The sequence below is a fragment of the Microbacterium sp. H1-D42 genome, from assembly GCF_022637555.1.
Classification (GTDB): domain Bacteria; phylum Actinomycetota; class Actinomycetes; order Actinomycetales; family Microbacteriaceae; genus Microbacterium.
Genome location: NZ_CP093342.1, coordinates 307,795 through 324,102, shown reverse-complemented (window position 1 = coordinate 324,102; position 16,308 = coordinate 307,795). Strand labels below are relative to the sequence as shown.

The 16,308-nt window shown below is 69.0% G+C and carries 16 protein-coding genes; 5 read left to right on the top strand and 11 right to left on the bottom strand.

Annotated features, from left to right (window positions below; all coding sequences use genetic code 11):
• Window positions 1-84 precede the first annotated feature (84 nt).
• From MNR00_RS01510 to MNR00_RS01480, 7 genes are all read right to left on the bottom strand, one after another.
• Window positions 85-1,401 carry a hypothetical protein gene (locus MNR00_RS01510; protein WP_241927410.1) on the bottom strand — a complete coding sequence of 439 codons (1,317 nt, stop codon included), beginning with the start codon at window positions 1,399-1,401 and terminating at the stop codon, window positions 85-87.
• A gap of 57 nt (window positions 1,402-1,458) precedes the next feature.
• On the bottom strand, window positions 1,459-2,145 hold the full coding sequence (locus MNR00_RS01505) for a response regulator transcription factor (RefSeq protein ID WP_241927409.1): 687 nt from the start codon (window positions 2,143-2,145) through the stop codon (window positions 1,459-1,461).
• The gene (locus MNR00_RS01500; RefSeq protein WP_241927408.1) at window positions 2,142-3,377 is read right to left on the bottom strand and encodes a histidine kinase; all 1,236 of its coding nucleotides are present in this window, start codon (window positions 3,375-3,377) and stop codon (window positions 2,142-2,144) included. The genes MNR00_RS01505 and MNR00_RS01500 overlap by 4 nt, the downstream gene beginning before the upstream one ends.
• 315 nt (window positions 3,378-3,692) lie before the next feature.
• Entirely contained in the window at window positions 3,693-4,706 is a 1,014-nt protein-coding gene (locus tag MNR00_RS01495; RefSeq protein WP_241927407.1) for a hypothetical protein, read from the bottom strand.
• Window positions 4,707-4,785: 79 nt separating this feature from the next.
• Complete coding sequence (locus MNR00_RS01490; RefSeq protein ID WP_241927406.1) at window positions 4,786-5,751, bottom strand: alpha/beta hydrolase; 966 nt, start codon at window positions 5,749-5,751, stop codon at window positions 4,786-4,788.
• Between the two features lie 152 nt (window positions 5,752-5,903).
• On the bottom strand, window positions 5,904-7,619 hold the full coding sequence (locus MNR00_RS01485; RefSeq protein WP_241927405.1) for an acyl-CoA dehydrogenase: 1,716 nt from the start codon (window positions 7,617-7,619) through the stop codon (window positions 5,904-5,906).
• Window positions 7,620-7,740: 121 nt separating this feature from the next.
• Window positions 7,741-8,367, bottom strand: coding sequence for a TrmH family RNA methyltransferase (locus MNR00_RS01480; protein ID WP_241927404.1), 627 nt, complete (start codon window positions 8,365-8,367; stop codon window positions 7,741-7,743).
• 123 nt (window positions 8,368-8,490) lie between these two features.
• On the opposite strand from MNR00_RS01480, the gene MNR00_RS01475 reads away from it, so the two are divergent.
• A complete protein-coding gene (locus tag MNR00_RS01475; protein WP_241927403.1) occupies window positions 8,491-9,687 on the top strand; it encodes an Nramp family divalent metal transporter in 1,197 nt (398 codons plus the stop codon).
• A gap of 14 nt (window positions 9,688-9,701) precedes the next feature.
• Here MNR00_RS01475 and MNR00_RS01470 read toward each other — a convergent pair whose 3' ends face one another.
• Window positions 9,702-11,111 carry a glycoside hydrolase family 5 protein gene (locus tag MNR00_RS01470; protein WP_241927402.1) on the bottom strand — a complete coding sequence of 470 codons (1,410 nt, stop codon included), beginning with the start codon at window positions 11,109-11,111 and terminating at the stop codon, window positions 9,702-9,704.
• Between the two features lie 57 nt (window positions 11,112-11,168).
• Between MNR00_RS01470 and MNR00_RS01465 the strand changes: the two genes are divergently transcribed.
• From MNR00_RS01465 to MNR00_RS01450, 4 genes are all read left to right on the top strand, one after another.
• Window positions 11,169-11,768: a hypothetical protein gene (locus MNR00_RS01465; RefSeq protein WP_241927401.1), complete on the top strand. Its 600-nt coding sequence runs from the start codon at window positions 11,169-11,171 to the stop codon at window positions 11,766-11,768.
• Between the two features lie 104 nt (window positions 11,769-11,872).
• On the top strand, window positions 11,873-12,202 hold the full coding sequence (locus MNR00_RS01460) for a hypothetical protein (protein WP_241927400.1): 330 nt from the start codon (window positions 11,873-11,875) through the stop codon (window positions 12,200-12,202).
• Between the two features lie 3 nt (window positions 12,203-12,205).
• Window positions 12,206-12,838: a metal-dependent transcriptional regulator gene (locus MNR00_RS01455; protein WP_241927399.1), complete on the top strand. Its 633-nt coding sequence runs from the start codon at window positions 12,206-12,208 to the stop codon at window positions 12,836-12,838.
• Window positions 12,839-12,880: 42 nt separating this feature from the next.
• Window positions 12,881-13,045: a hypothetical protein gene (locus tag MNR00_RS01450; RefSeq protein ID WP_241927398.1), complete on the top strand. Its 165-nt coding sequence runs from the start codon at window positions 12,881-12,883 to the stop codon at window positions 13,043-13,045.
• Window positions 13,046-13,053: 8 nt separating this feature from the next.
• Here MNR00_RS01450 and MNR00_RS01445 read toward each other — a convergent pair whose 3' ends face one another.
• From MNR00_RS01445 to MNR00_RS01435, 3 genes are read right to left on the bottom strand one after another with little or no spacing between them, the layout of a single operon-like run.
• Window positions 13,054-14,430, bottom strand: coding sequence for an FAD-binding oxidoreductase (locus MNR00_RS01445; RefSeq protein ID WP_241927397.1), 1,377 nt, complete (start codon window positions 14,428-14,430; stop codon window positions 13,054-13,056).
• 59 nt (window positions 14,431-14,489) lie between these two features.
• Complete coding sequence (locus MNR00_RS01440) at window positions 14,490-15,407, bottom strand: carbohydrate ABC transporter permease (protein ID WP_241927396.1); 918 nt, start codon at window positions 15,405-15,407, stop codon at window positions 14,490-14,492.
• Window positions 15,404-16,294, bottom strand: a complete 891-nt coding sequence (locus MNR00_RS01435) for a sugar ABC transporter permease (RefSeq protein WP_241927395.1) — start codon at window positions 16,292-16,294, stop codon at window positions 15,404-15,406. The genes MNR00_RS01440 and MNR00_RS01435 overlap by 4 nt, the downstream gene beginning before the upstream one ends.
• Window positions 16,295-16,308 lie beyond the last annotated feature (14 nt).

Sequence of the window (16,308 nt, the reverse complement as noted above, 5' to 3'; positions counted from 1 at the left end):
ACACACATCGCACACCGCGGGGACGGGCTGATTCGGCAGGACTGCGGAACTCCGCAGTCCTGCCGAGCCGCCCCGCATGCGCTCTCACGCTTCGCGGCTCTCCCAGGCATCGAGCTGAGCCAGGGTGTGCGGCGACATTGTCGCTGAGACTCGCCCTGCCGTGGAGGCGTACGCAGCGGCATCCACCGCCTGCCGATCGGCGCGGTGCATCGCGTATCCCCACGCCGCCAGCGCGAGCAGGGGACCCCACAGCCAGAACGGGAAGACCGCCACGATCTCGACGACCGCTACCGCACCGAGTGCGCCGAACTGTCCGGCGAAGGCCTGCACCACCATGCCGACCCCGCCGGCGGTGAACAGCACAGCCACCGTCATCGCAGCGATGACGGGCAGCCCGACCGGCACGGGGCGTCCGCCCACCGCGGCGAACCAGCGTGGGAACCGCTCGCCCCACGGTCGCACCAGGCCGAGGGTGAGCAGGCCGCCGGCCAGCATCGCGAACCCGAGCGACAGCCCGGTGGCCAGCACAGCCGGGTTGGCGGCGAGCACGTCCGAGCCGGGTGAGAGCAGCGGCCAGGGCGTAAGCCAGCTGGCCCGCACGAACACGTACGGTACGGAACACACCGCGGCCACGACCGTGATCGCGATGCGGTGCGCGAGCACCCAGCGGCCGACGGCGCCTCGCGCGCGCCCGTCTCCGATCGCGCTCAGGGCGACGCCCGCGGCGAGCGCCAGGTAGGCGGCCGTCACAGCGAGCTGCGGCAGCTCGGCGCCGAGGCTGGCGAACAGCGACAGCAGCAGAGTCGGGTCGTCGACGCGCACCGTGAAGAACACGATGACCCCGGCGAATGCGGCCAGCACGGCAATGCCGGGCAGCGGATGCCGGATCGTCAGCAGCACAGCGCCGGTGACCAGGATGCCCATCGCCACCATCGCGAACGTGTAGCCGGCGACCGGAATGACATCGCCGGGAACAAGCAGCACTGCGGCGATCGCCACCATCACGGCGAGAGCGCCGACCACGGGAGGAACTGGCGCCCGGGCTGCGCTTGTGCTCGTGCGCATACTCGTACTCGCGACGTGGCCCGCGGTCGCGCTGGCGTCCACGGATGCTGGCCCAGCTGCCCTCGCGCGTGCTCTCGCGCCCCCTCGCTCGCTGGCGCGCGTCTCCGCGTTGTGGGCGAGCAGCAGCAGCGAGACGACCACGCCCACGGCGCCGGTGAGCAGCCCGATGAGTGAGGCGGCGAAGCCGTCGACCACTCGATCAAGCAGCGCCGGCGAGAGGCCGGAGTACCACTCGGCGAAGGTGGGAACAGTGAGGCGCATCAGCGACAGCGCAGCGATGACGGCCGCGCAGAGGGCCGACAGCAGGAAGATGATCGTTCTCGTGCGGATGTTCATGTCTTCACGCTAGAAATCACGGGCATCCGTCCGCTTCGCCCGCTGGGGCGATCCGACTCACCCGCGCGGGTGAGGACCGGAGCTCGGCCCGCCGCCGGGCTTGCGCAGGCCGTTCTCGTAAGCCCAGATCACGACGTGGATGCGATCGGGCAGACCGAGTTTGGCGAGCACCGCCTTCACATGCGTCTTGACCGTGTTCTGCGAGACGAACAGCCGTTGCGCGATGGCGTCGTTGCCGGCACCGGTGGCCAGCATCCGCAGCACTTCCTGCTCGCGCGGGCTGAGCGATTCGACAGCATCCGATGCGGTGTCCGGAGCCGCACCCTCGCGCACGAACCCGACCATCGCGGCGACGGCGTGCTCGCCCATCGCCGCCTCACCAGACGCCACGGCGACGACGGCGTCAGCGACGGCCTGCGGCGTCGCGTCCTTCGTCAGAAACCCACTCGCGCCGGCACGGATCGCGCCGAACACGTACTCGTCGAGATCGAACGTCGTCAGCACCAGCACGCGAGTGTCGGATCGGATGCTGCGCACCGCGGCCGTCGCGGCGATGCCGTCGGTGCCAGGCATGCGCACGTCCATCAGCACGACGTCGACGGCGTGAGCACGCACGAACGAGATCGCCTCGTCACCGGAGCCGATGGAACCGACGATCTCGATCCGCTCGTCGCGGGCGAGCATCATCGCCAGCGCCTCGCGCAGCAGCTCCTGATCGTCGGCGAGCAGCACGCGCACAGTCATGAGGTCTCCTGTTCGGTGGCATCGGTTTCGGCATCCGCGAGCGGCAGCATGACGCGCAGCCGCCAGCCGCCGTCCGGCGTCGGGCCGGAGTCGATCGACCCGCCGACCAGGCGCACCCGTTCTGCCAGGCCGATCAGACCGGTGCCGGAACCGAGCCCGGTCTCAGTCGAGGCCGAGCCGCCGTCGTCATCGATCGTCGCAGTCAATGCGGTGCTGCCCCAGTCGAGGCGCACGTGCACCGCGCGCGGCGGAGCAGTATGCCGGATCGCGTTCGTCAGACCCTCGCGGATGACCGGAAGCAGCGCGGCCAGCCCGGGCGCGGGGAGCCTGTGCGCCGTGCCGTACTCGCTGTGATCGATATGGGTATCAGGGCTGCGCGCAGCATCGATGAGCGCGGCCAGGGACTCGCGGTTCAGGGGGTCGGCGTTCAGGGTCTCGATGCGCGGCGCCGGGGCGCGCGGCCCGGCGGTCCCAGCCACATCTTCGCGCACGATTCCGCGCATGCCGCGCAGCGCGTCGCGGCCGCTGGCGAGCACGATGCCGAGTGCGCGGTCGCTGACATCGGGCTGCTCGCGCAGAAAGCCGCGCGCGACATCCGCCTGTGCGATCATCACCGTCAGCGAATGCGCGACCACATCGTGCAGCTCGGCACTGATCCTGGCGCGCTCCGCCGCGCGCGCCTCGCGCATCCGCACCTGCTCGCGCTCGATGGCCTGCGCAGCGCGCACCCGCTGCAGCAGACCGAACGCCCACGCGGCGGCGTTCGCTGCGGCGAGTCCCAGGAACACGCCCAGTCGCAGGAGCGGGTCCGGCAGGGCGGGCGTCGTGATCGCGACGATCGCCGACCCCACCACGGCGATCGCGATGCCGCCAAGCGCATAGCGGCGCTCGCATCGCACGGCCACCTGATGCACGCACAGCAGATATGCCAGCCCCGACGGATACAGCACGGCTCCGACGCCGGTGAAGACAGGCAGCAGCGCCAGCAGCAGCATGATCGCGCTGGCCGCGGCGAACGCCGCGCGTGGATGCCGGGATGCCAGGAACGACGCGGCGTGCAGGGCCACGAACAGCGCCGCGGCGACGATGATGAGTGGCACCGGAAGCGCCACCGGCTGCACGAGCGCGATGAGCGACGCGGGCAGCAAGACGACCGTGAGCAACACGGGGACGATGACGCCGAGGAGCAGGGGTGTGCGCAGCTCGGGGGCGGTCCCACTCGATGCCGTCACGCCCCCATCGTGACACGGACTGCTACCCCGCGGGCCCTCGCTGGTGACTATGCTGACCGTGTCGAGTCTGGTGAAGCCAGCAGCCTGGGGAGGCGACATGCGCATACGAAGGCGTCATAGCGATGGTGGGATGATCACTCGCGCTCTCGTCGGAGCGATCGGCGCCAGCGCCGTTCTCTTCGGCCTATGGGCGTTCAGCGGCCAGCCCGATCTGCTCGGATTCTTCAGCCCGTGAGCTGATGCACGACGCCGGGCCTGGCCACCGGGCGGGGATGGATCTGCGCGGTCGCGGCCGTTCGACACCACCTCAGCGGCCTAGGCGTCGGCGTCGAAACGCACGTGAGCGAGGCGGTGCAGCATGAGCGCGACATCGAGGCGCGTCCGCCCGGAAGGCAGCATCGGGTTGTAGCCCAGAGTCTCCGGCAGCTTCTGCAATCTGCCGTCCATCGAGGAGTGGTGGATGCCCGCGGTCGACGCCAGCGATCGGATGCTGGCACCCGCAGCGATCCCCCGCAGGACCGCCTCGGACCACCCCGACTCGAGCATCTTCTCCAGCGCAGCGACATCGGCGTGTGCCGACGGACGCTGATCCTCGGCATCCGCAACGCTGAGCAGCACCCCGAGATCGTCCGCTCGGACCACCGGGCTCTGGGCGTCCGCCAATCGCAGCGCGATCAGAGCCGAACGCCAGGACTCACGCAGATCCAGTGGCGACTCCGCGACGATGCCGATACCGGCACGCGCACCCGGTACTGCTCCGTCATGCAAGAGCACGGCGCGGACGACGCCGAACCGAGTGGCGGTGATCGCGTGCGGAAGAGTCCTTTCGAGGGTCACCGCTGGGGGCATCGCGACCGCTCGAACCAGTGCATGAGTGGGGAAGGCGAGGTGAGCGACGGCCTGCTCGCGCTCGTCGGCATCAGCATCCGACGACAGCAGGGCCTCGACGGCGCGCCTGGTGGGTGCGGATGTGTCGAGTCGGCGCGAGATGATCGACAGCGAGATCGCCAGCCGTTCGAGGATCATCCCGTCGTTCGCGAGCAGGACCAGTCGCTCGATCCACACGACGGCGTCGTCGGAGAGCCGCATGGACGGCCAGCCCTCCGGGCTCCCGTCGCGCGGTTTCGATTGATCCGTTTCGAAGACCCGCGCAGGTGAGGCCGCAGATGAGCGGTATCCGATCGGCGCCCCGCTCAGCACGGCCGCCCCGCGCAGCATTCCCTCGGATCCCACGCGACCGTCGACAAGCGTGTCGAAGTACTCGATCACGCGCAGCGTCTCACTGGCCTCGGGATCCAGGGCGCTGAGCCGGCCGGCGAGTTCCCTCATCGCAGCATCCTCTCACCGTTGTGCCCCACCCTAAGCGGGCGGGACATAACGGCACGGAGCGATATCCGTCAGGTCGTCGTCAGGCTTCCAGCATGCGGGTGAGCCAGCGGTGGCGCGCCTCCGTCGCCAGGAGAGAAAGCTGCGCCTGCGGCGCGAGACCGTCGAAGCCGTGGAACCCGCCCGGCCACACGTGCAGCTCGCATTCGCCGCCTGCCGCCCAGATGGCCGTGGCGTAGGCGACGTCCTCGTCGCGGAACACCTCGGCGCTTCCCACTTCGATGAAGGTCGGCGGCAGGTCCGACAGGTCGGTCGCACGCGAGGGAGCCGCGTAGATCGAGACATCGTCCGTCCCACGGCGGTCCCCGAGCAGAGCGTCCCAGCCGGTGTCATTGCTGACGCGATCCCACACGCCGATCCCTTGGATCTGGTGCGAGGAGACCGTGATGTTGCGGTCGTCGATCATCGGATAGATCAACAGAGAAGCGCGCAGCTCTGGCCCCTGGCGATCGCGCGCCAGCAGAGTGACGCCCGCCGTCAGCCCGCCACCGGCGCTCGCGCCGCCGACCACCAGACGCGTCACGTCGATGCCGAGCCGATCGGCGTTGTCGGCGGTCCAGCGCAGACCGGCATAGCAGTCCTCGACCGGCACCGGGTCAGGGAACTCCGGCGCCAGGCGGTACTCGACAGTCACCACGACGGCGCCGTGGCTGGCGATGTACGGAAGGAACCCCTGCACACCACCGAAGCGATCGCCGATGATCATCCCGCCACCGTGAATGTGAAAGATCCCGGGGCCCGGCTCGACCTGGTCGGGGCGCCGATAGACGGTGACGGCTATCTCGGCGCCGTCGAACCCGGGAATCGTGTGGTCCTCCGCGACTGCGCCGACCGCCGCGACCTGATCTGCGAGGGTCGGATCAGCGGGCATCTGCCGCATCAGCGGGATCATCTCGGGCGTGAGCGTCGAAGGAATCATCTCTCCGACGAGGGCGAGCGCCGCCGCCAATTCGGGGTCGAAGGGCGGCGCAGGGTAGGTGTTGGTCATCACGATCTCCATCGGTCGGTCAGTCCCGCTGCGGTGCGGGTGATTCGATTCTGACCGGCACAGCGGCCCACTTCGACCGCCGCGCGACCCAGGAAACGCGGGCGTAGCCCGACGGCTGGCGGGCGGTGCCGCGGATCGAGCGCGACGAGAGGTCAGGCGACCTCGCCGGCGGCCACCGTCTCAGCCAGCATGTGCACGCGCGGCAGGTGGTGCGCACCGTAGAAGTCGGCGCTGCGCAGGCGCGCCTCGTCCGTTGCATCCGACGTCTCGTGGCCAAGCACGGCGACGACGGCGAGTGCGTGCATCCAGCCACCGGCGAGCGTGCCGAGCAGCATCAGGTACGGCACGCTGACGCCGTACGCATCGCGGGTCATGCCGAAGCCGATCAGCGATGCCGTCGCTGCGCGCGCCGCGGCGATCGCGCGCTCGAGGCGGTCGGCGGTGCGCGTGGCCAGGTCATTGCCGAGCCCGCGCAGGGTCTCGACCGTCTGGGCCATCTCGGCGAACAGCGACTCAGCGGTCTGGCCGCCGTTGCGGATGACCTTGCGACCGATCAGGTCGTTCGACTGGATCGCCGTCGTGCCTTCGTAGATGGGCATGATGCGCGCATCGCGGTAGTGCTGGGCGACGCCGGTCTCTTCGATGAAGCCCATGCCGCCGTGCACCTGGATCGCGTCGCTGGTCAGCGCCACGGCATCCTCGGTGGCCCAGCCCTTCAGGATCGGCACCAGGAACTCGGCGAGCGTGCCGGTGCCGTCGGTCTCGGCGCGGTCGAACAGGTCGCCGAGGTACACGCCGAGGGCGCGCATGGCGAAGATACGGCTCTGCATCGAGATCAGCAGACGGCGGACATCAGGGTGCTCGGCGATCCTGGTGCCGGCGGGGCGATCGAGAACCGGCCCCTGCAGACGGTCGGCGGCGTACGCGACAGCCTGCTGGTAGGCGCGGTCCGAGATGCCGGTGGCCTGGAAACCCATGCCTGCGCGCGCGGAGTTCATCATCACGAACATGCCCGCCAGTCCCCCGCCGACCTCGCCGACGAGGTACCCGGTGGCGTCCTCGTACGCGAGCACGCAGGTGGGGCTGCCGTGGATGCCGAGCTTGTGCTCGATCGCGACGGTCGTCACCGCGTTGCGGGCGCCGGGGGTGCCGTCGGCCTCGGGCAGGTACTTCGGGGCGACGAAGAGCGACAGGCCCTTGGCGCCGGCGGGAGCATCGGGCGTGCGCGCGAGAACGAGGTGCACGATGTTCTCGGCGACGTCATGGTCGCCCCAGGTGATGAAGATCTTCTGGCCGCTGATGCCCCACGAGCCGTCCGCGCGCGGGGTCGCCATGGTGCGGATCGCGCCCAGGTCGGTGCCGGCCTCGGGCTCGGTGAGGTTCATGGTGCCGGTCCACTCGCCCGAGACGAGCTTGGTCAGGTACGTCTCGCGGATCTCGTCGGATGCTGCCGCGTCGAGCGCATGGATCTGCCCGGCCGTCAGCAGCCAGCACAGCGCGAAGGCGGCGTTCGAGCCGTTCCAGATCTCGCCGAGTCCAGCGCGGATCGAGGCCGGCAGGCCGTCGCCACCAGCGGACTCGGGTGCCTCGGCGGTGATCCAGCCGGCTTCGACGAACGCCTGGTAGGCCTCGGCGAACCCTGCGGGCAGGTGCACCTGGCCGTCTTCGAGGCGGGCGCCCTCGCGGTCGCCGACGGTCTCGAGCGGTGCGAGCACAGAGGCGGCGAACTCACCGGCGCCGGCGATGATCTCGGTGGCGTCGTCGGCGCTGAACGTGCCGCCCGTGCTGCGGGCGGGCAGGTCGAGCCCGAATGCCTCGCCGAAGAGGAAGGCGTAGTCATCGACCGGGGGGATGTACTCGGATGCCATCGTGCACTCCTTCGCTGAAACTGAGATTCAGTGTACGCGACACTGCGTTCCACAACAACGGGCGCCAAAGCCCGACGGAAGCACTGCTTCAGCATCCGATTGGACGGAGTCCGGCGACCACTCAGGCGTACCGGCGGCACCATTCGTACATCACGACGGCCGCAGCCGCACTCGCGTTGATCGAGCGAGTGGAGCCGTACTGAGTGATCTCGATGTGGCCGGATGCTGCGGCGAGCGCCTCGTCAGACAGGCCGGGCCCCTCCTGACCGAACAGCAGTGCGCAGCGCTCGGGCAGATCGGCCCGATCGACCGGCACCGCCTCGCCGACGTTGTCGACGGCGATGATCGGGATGCCCTCGGCCGCCGCCCACGCCGCGAAGGTCGCCACATCGGGGTGGTGCACGACGTGCTGATAGCGGTCGGTGACCATCGCACCGCGCTTGTTCCAGCGACGGCGACCGATGATGTGCACCGTGTCGGCGAGGAACGCGTTCGCACTGCGCACGATCGAGCCGATGTTCATGTCGTGCTGCCAGTTCTCGATCGCGACATGGAACGGATGCCGCTGCAGATCGAGGTCGGCGACGATCGCCTCCATGCGCCAGTACCGGTACCGGTCGATGACGTTGCGGGTGTCGCCGTGCTCGAGCAGCTCGGGGTCGAAGTAGTCCTCGACGGGCCACGCCTCGCGGCCACCGGGGTAGGGACCGACTCCGTGCGTGGTGTGCTCTGGAGTCTCCTCATCCATTCCGTCAGGCTATCGCGCCCGATTCAGTGGTAATTTTTAGGCGTGCCTAAAAATTTGATGGTGGAGCAGCCGACGACGCCGAGCCGGTCGCCTCTGCGCCGCGCTTGGAAGAGCAGAGTGTGGATGCTGGGCCCGGCGCTGGTGGCAGGCGTGGCCTACCTCGACCCCGGCAACGTCGCCAGCAACATGACCGCCGGCGCCCGCTACGGCTACCTGCTGGTGTGGGTCGTGCTCGCGGGCAACATCATGGCCTGGCTGATCCAGTACCTCTCCGCCAAGCTCGGCGTCGTCACCGGGCAGAGCCTTCCCGAGGTGCTCGGCACTCGCATCCGCAATCGCTGGGCGCGACGCGCCTACTGGCTGCAAGCCGAGCTCGTCGCGATGGCGACCGACATCGCCGAGGTGCTCGGCGGCGCGGTGGCCCTCTACCTGCTCTTCGACATCCCGCTGCTGCTGGGGGGCGTGATCACCGGCGCCGTCTCGATGGCACTGCTGGCCGTGCAGACGCTGCGCGGCCCACGGCACTTCGAGTTCGTCATCATCGGGCTGATGTCGATCATCGTGATCGGCTTCGTCGCTGGACTCTTCGTCGCCCCGCCCGACCCGGCGGGCGTGCTCGGCGGGATGATCCCGCGATTCACCGACAGCGGGTCGGTGCTGCTGGCAGCATCCATCCTCGGCGCGACGATCATGCCGCACGCGATCTACGCGCACTCCGCGCTCTCCCGCGACCGCTTCGCCGGCGCCCGCAACCCCAATCCCCCGTCGATCCGCACGCTGCTCACTGTCACCCGCTGGGATGTCACGATCGCGATGATCATCGCCGGTTCGGTGAACCTCGCGATCCTGCTGCTGGCTGCGGCGAACCTCGCCGGGGTGGAGGGCACCGACTCACTCGAGGGTGCGTACGCCGCGATCACCGACAACCTCGGCGCGGTGATCGGCACGCTGTTCGCCGTCGGTCTGCTGGCCTCCGGCCTGGCGTCCACCTCGGTCGGCGCGTATGCCGGCGCCGAGATCATGCACGGCCTGCTCACCATCCGCATCCCGCTGCTCGCGCGGCGACTGGTGACGCTGATCCCCGCACTGATCATCCTCGGCGTCGGCTTCGACCCGACGCTCGCGCTGGTGCTGAGTCAGGTGGTGCTGAGCTTCGGCATCCCGTTCGCGCTGATCCCGCTCGTCGTGCTCACCGCACAGCGGCGCACCCTCGGCGTGCACGCCAATCGTCTCGGCACGACCGTGCTCGGCATCATCTTCGCCATCCTGCTGATCACCCTGAACGCCGTGCTGCTCTGGCTGATCACCACCGGCGCTTGACACCCGCCGCGCCCTCAGGGCGTGATCGTCACCGTCGCGTCGGCGGGCACCGCCAGCGTGAGGATGCCCGAATCGGCATCCCACGATGAGACCTCAGCCCCGTCAACCTGCGGCTCACCCTGGAACGTGTTCGAGGGCAGGTAGACCTCCGCCGAGCCGCCGCCTGACACCGTGAAGGTCAGCTTGTCAGCATCCGACTGCCACGACTGCAGCCCCTCAGCCGCGCGCACGTACGGGCGGTGCACCCAGTCGATCAGATTGCGCTTGGTGCCGTCGGTCTCGTACGGACCCCAGCTGCCGTCATCCCTCGACCAGTACGTGACACCCATGCCGCTGGCATCCGCCGTGTCGTAGACGAGCTTCACGTACTCCTCCGCACCGTCGCGAGTGGTGTCGAGGCCGAACTCGCCGAGGATGATCGGCACGGGGCCGTTCCCCTGGCCGAGCACCTCGGCGGCACGCATCACGTTGTGATCCCATTGCTCGACCGTCGCTTTGATGAGATCCTTCGAGCCGCCGCTGAAGCCATCACCGAGGTCCATCGGCAGTGGGTAGAGGTGCGGGCAATAGGCGATGCGAGCATCGCCCTCGCGCGGGTCGTCGATCGCTCCGAGCGCGCTGGGCACGCCCCAGTTGAACCCGAACGCCTGCGGTTCGACGCACACCCAGCTGTCCTGGTCGACCTCGCGGATCGCGTTCGTCGTGCGCTGGTACAGCTCGGTCAGTGGGCCGGATTCGAACGCGACGCCCTGCAGAGTGCCGCCGTAGGGCTCGTTCATCAGGTCGTACGCGACCACGGTCTCGTTGTCTGCGAAACGCTCGGCGACAGCCTTCCACGCCGAGGCATAGTGCTCCATCAGCTCGGGATGCTCGCCGGTGGTGTTCCAGAAATGGTCGAACGCCCGGATCGTGCCCGGCTCGAGGTACACCAGCTCCCACATGTCGCCAGGGACAACGGGCAGGTCATCGGTGTAGGTCGCCCATGCCGGCGCGCCGTTGCCCCAACCGGGGTGGTCGGGGCTGATGGCCGAACCCCACAGGTCCTGGTGCATGTCGAGCATGACGTGGTAGCCGCGCTCGGCGTACCAGCCGACCCGGTCCTCGACGTCGTCGAGGTAGGCCTGGTTGATCTCGCCCTTCTCGGGCTCGACCGAGCGCCATGAGATCAGGAAGCGCACGAAGTTCGTGCCGACATCGGCATGCTCTGCGTCGAGCTGCTCCTCTGTGAACAGCGGCATGCCGTCGGGCGTGCTCTTCGCACTGCTCGCGGTGTTGAATCCGTTCGGCACCAGGTCGCGCCCTGAAGCGTCGGTGATGAACTCCGTCGTCGCCTGCGGTGCGACGCGGGCCGCAGCCGCGACCGCCCCTCCGACCATGACGAGTGTGAGTGCGCCCGCCAGTATCCAGCGGCTCGGGTTGCGCATCGGGCTCCTTCCGGCAGCATTGCCGTGTCGTCTGTGTCGGATGCTAGCATCGCCGCCATGGCATCGGAGCCTTCCCCCCTCGCACCTGCCCGCCCTGCCGCAGCGCTCGGCGGCGTCGGCTGGAGCGTGCTCGTCTCACTGCTCGTGCTCGCCTGGCTGGCGGGATTCCGCCCAGTGATCGGGTGGTTGTCGACCTGGGTGGTGGCGCTGCTGTTCCCGCCGGCGTTCGGCCTTCCGGCGATGTGGCCGATCCTGAGATTCACGCCGCTCGGCGAGACGACGGTCGCCCTGTGGCTGATCGACCTGCTCGGAGTGGCGGTCATGCTGCTGACGGCATGGATCTGGCTGCGCACCGCATCGCGCAAGAACCGCTACCCGAGCATGCCCCGCGCGTTCGGTCGCGGGCTGTGGGTGACGATCCTCGCGGTCACTGCGGGCAACATCGTGCGCAGCGTCGGGCAGAGCTTCCTGCTGCATGCCGACCTCGGCACATACCTCGGTCAGCTGCTCGCGGCGATCGTCGTGTCGCTGCTGACTGGCCTCCTGCTCGGAATCATCGTCGGACTCGTGGCGATGCTGTCCGCGGGGCGACGGCGACGGGCAGACGACACCGCAGGCGACACCGCCGCCGGCGACGCCGCCCACGCCGCCGCCTGACCCACTCCAGGTCGCACTCGTTGCCGGTTCGCCGGCGATATGGCGGCAACCATTGCGACCTGAACGGTGAGGGGCGCTCTAGACGGCGCGGGTAGGCTCTACCCATGCCCTCCGCTCGCGCCGACAAGCCTGCCCACGACGACCCCGCAACCGTGCGGGCGATGCGTCTGAGCACCTGGTTCGCCCTGCTCAGCGGCCTCCTGGGCGGCGTCCTGGTCATCTGGCCGTATCTGCTGCCCGTCGGCGGACCATGGGTGCAGCTCGCGCTCGGAGCGATGACGCTGTTCTTCGCATTCCGCGCTCGGGCGATCGGCACCCGTGGCGTCACCGATTACGACGGCCGCCTGTCGCTGCTGGCGGCGCTGGGCGGATTCGCGATCCTGTTCTTCGCGGGGAACGCGGCCTTCAAGGTGCTGGTCTCGCTGGGAGGCTGATCCGTGGCATCCCCCGCGTTCGACGACTATCTCAAGACCGTCTACTCGCACACCGAGTGGCAGGACGCGCCGATCACCCCGTCGCAGCTCGCCGCCGCTCTCGGCATCGCGCCGTCGAGCGTCACCGAGATGGTCAAGAAGCTCGCGGCCGCAGGTCTCGTCTCGCACGTGCCGTACGGCGCGGTGAAGCTGACGGATGCCGGGCGCGAGCGCGCGCTGCAGATGCTGCGTCGCCACCGACTGATCGAGACGTGGCTGGTGCGCGAGTTCGACTACGCCTGGCATGAGGTGCACGACGAGGCCGAGGTTCTCGAGCACACCATCAGCGATCGGATGCTGGATGCCATCGACCAGCGCCTCGGGCGTCCGCGATTCGACCCGCACGGCGATGCGATTCCCGATGCCGACGGCAACGTCGTGCGCGAGCCGTTCGTGCTGCTCGCCGACGCCGCGCAGGGGCACAGCGGCCGCGTGCTGCGGGTCAGCGATCGCGATCCTGAACTGCTGCAGCAGCTGGAGGGCATCGGCGTGACCGTCGGGGCGCCTGCGCTGGCGGATGCCGACGGGATCGTGCTCGATGGCATCCGACACCCCCTGCCGGACGGCGCCGGAGATGCCGTCTGGCTCAGCGCCTGAGAATCCCGCTCAGCGCATAGCCGCGGGACGTAGGCTGAACCCATGACTCAGGACGACTTGCTGTTCCTGGTGCTGATCAGCACCGGGCTGGCCGGACTCGGCCTGTTCTCGTTCCGCCTGCTGCGCCGCGACAAGAGGGACAATCGCGGCGAGTGGTACGAGGGCCCCTGGGACGACGACGATCGCCCCCGAGGCCCGCGCGGCTGACCCGGCCGTCACACGGCGACAGCCGGGTCCGGCAGCGCGTGCGCGGCCACCCACACCCGGTTCGGGTCGTACATCTCGCGCACTCGGCGCAGCCGCTCGATGGTCTCGGCGTCGAAGCCGACCTCTGCGCCCACCGGCACATCGACGAAGTTCAGGTAGGGCGCGCAGTCTGCCCACGGCCGCAGCGTCTCGACCACTTCGTCGACCAGTCTGACCGCCTGCGGGGCGAATTCGGGCACCGGAACCACCTGCACGGCGACCAGCGCGTACTCCCCGTCGAAGCAGCGCACGGCGGAATCCTGCGCGTCCCCGAGTGCGCCACCGAGGTGCCGCAGTTCGACGACCATCGGCGCCGCTTCCGCGCCGGGTCCCGCCGCATCGAGCAGCGCGGTGACGGCAGCGTCGGTGAGATCGCCGAACATGAGGTGATCCGTGACCGCGGCCGACGGCATCGGCGGATCCATGTGCACCTCGAGCAGCGCCTGCGCTGGGATCCGCGCGAACGTGTCCATCTCGGGGCGCAGCGCGCGCAGCGGTTCGAGCAGCTCGGCGGCGAGCGCGTCGTCGCCGAGGATCGCCCCGTCGATGATGACGAGCGAGCGTCCGGAGAGGAACGGCGGCAGCTCGGGCAGCGGCGGGAAGCGGAACAGGCGCAGCGCCGTGGTCGCCGCCCTGTCGAGCCCGCGAGTCCAGTCCCGCCAGGCGGGGATGACGTCGGATGCCGCCACGATGTCCCACAGCAGGAACCCCGCCTGCACGTCGGGGATCGGCAGCAGGTCGATCTCGACGGCGACGACCGCGCCGAAGTTCCCGCCACCCCCGCGCAGCGCCCAGAACAGGTCACTGTGCTCGTCGGCGGTCGCCCGTACGACCTCGCCCGTGGCGGTGATCAGTTCGACGGCGCTCATCCGGTGCGTGGCGAGTCCGTGCGTGCGTCCATAGAAGGAGATGCCGGCGCCGAGGATGTATCCGGTCACCGAGACATCTCCGGCGCTGCCGTGCAGCGCCGTGAGTCCGTGCGGCGCTGCCGCGGCGATGACCTCGTTCCAGAGGGTGCCGCCCAGCACGCGCGCACTGCGGTTCTCGGCGTCGACCTCGACCCCGGTCAGTCGGTGCAGCCGCAGCAGCACCGCATCGCGCAGCGCGTCGCCGTCGATCGCCGCCGCCCCGTGCCCGCTGGCCTGCGGCGCGATCCGAAGGCCGGCGTCCGTGACAGCGCGGACCACCCGCACAGCGTCATCGATGGTGTCGGGAACGGCGATCGCGAGTGGATGCTGATCGGCGAGCAGATTCCAGGCCTGCCGGTGCTCGTCGTAACCGGGCTCGTCTGGGAAGTGCAGTCCTGGAATGGCGCGCAGAGCGTCGGTCGTGGATGCCAGTGTCATGGCATCCACTCTTCTCGGCGTCGCCCGCGACGGCATCGGGAGAACTACCTATCTTTTCCCTACGACTTGACCGATCCGCTCATCAGACCGCCGATGAAGTACTTGCCGAGGATGATGTAGACCAGCAGCGTCGGCAGCGACGCGATCAGCGCACCCGCCATCGACGCACCGTAGTTCGACAGCTGGGCGCCCTGCGACAGGTTCACCAGAGACAGCGACACCGGCCCCTGGTTGGCATCCGAGAGGAACAGTGCGAACAGGTAGTCGTTCCACGCCGAGGTGAACTGCCAGATGATCGTCACGACGAACCCGGGCAGCGACAGCGGCAGGATGATCCGCCAGTACGAGGCGAGCATGCCGGCGCCGTCGACGCGCGAGGCCTCCATCAGCTCTTCAGGCACGCCCTCGTAGTAGTTGCGGAAGATCAGCGTGCAGATCGGCAGACCGTAGATGATGTGCACGATCAGCAGCGTGACGATGTTGCTCGGCATGCCGAGCGAGGTCTTCATCTGCACCAGCGGCACCATGATGGCCTGGTACGGGATGAACATGCCGAACAGGATCAGCGTGAACACGACGTTCGCGTACGGGAACTTCCAGCGCGAGAGCACGAACCCGTTCATCGAGCCGAGCATCGCCGAGATCAGCGCCGCCGGGATCGCCAGCAGGAACGTGCGGCCGATGGGAGCTGCGAGAGTGCTCCACGCGTCGGACCAGTTGCCGAAGCCGGTCGCGCCATCGGCATCCGCCTGCCACGGCCACAGCGAGGGCAGCGCCCACGAGCTGACCGCGCTGACGTCCGACGGCGGCTTCAGACTCGTCACCACCAGCACGTACACCGGCATCAGCACGATGACGACGAAGAGCACCAGCAGCACGTACTTTGCGGTGCGTCCGATGCGGGCCCTGCCCTTGTGCGCGGTGGGGATGCGCGCGGCGGGGGTGGTGCGGCGCTCGATGCCGGTTGTGACGCTCATCTGCGCACCTTCCTCTCGGCGCGGGCTGTGGAGATCAGGTACGGGATGATGAAGATGCACACCAGCAGCAGCAGCACGGTGGCGATGGCGGATGCCTTGCCGTACTCGCCGCCGGTCAGTGCGATCCACATGTAGGTGGCCGGCACCTCGGTGACGTAGACCGGCCCGGTGATCGCCATGATCAGGTCGAACACCTTCAGCGACATGTGCGCGACGATCACGAGGGCCGACAGCGCCACGGGGTGCAGCTGCGGGAAGACCACGTGCCGGTACAGCTTCCATTCGCTGGCACCGTCCATGCGGGCGGCCTCGCGCAGTTCTTCGGGGATTCCGCGGAAGCCGGCGAGGAACAGCGCCATCACGTAGCCGGCGAGCTGCCAGATGGCAGGCATCGCCATGGCCGCCATGCCCCAGAGCGGCTGGTTGTACCAGTCGTTCTGCAGGGCGCCGAGGCCGATCGAGTCGAGCAGGCGGTTCAGACCGGAGGCGCGATCGCCGGTCGCCGAGCTGAGCAGCCAGCGCCACACGACTCCGGATGCCACGAACGAGACGGCCATGGGGAAGAGGTAGATCGAGCGGAACGCGCCTTCTGCGGTCACGCCCTTGTCGAGCATCCACGCCCACAGGAAGCCGAACAGCATCGTGCCGGTCATGAACACCAGGGTGAAGATGCCGAGGTTGGCGAGCGAGTGCAGGAAGCGCGGCTCGGTCAGCAGATCGACGAAGTTCTGCAGCCCGACGAATTCCGAGGCGCTCAGCGCCGAGTCCTTCGTCATGGCGGTGGAGAAGTTCACGCCGATGAGCGCGTAGACGAAGATGCCCAGCAGCACGATCGTCGGCGAGATCAGCAGCAGCGGGGGCCCCCAGTTGCGGATGCCTTTGCGCATCGGTGTCCTCCTTG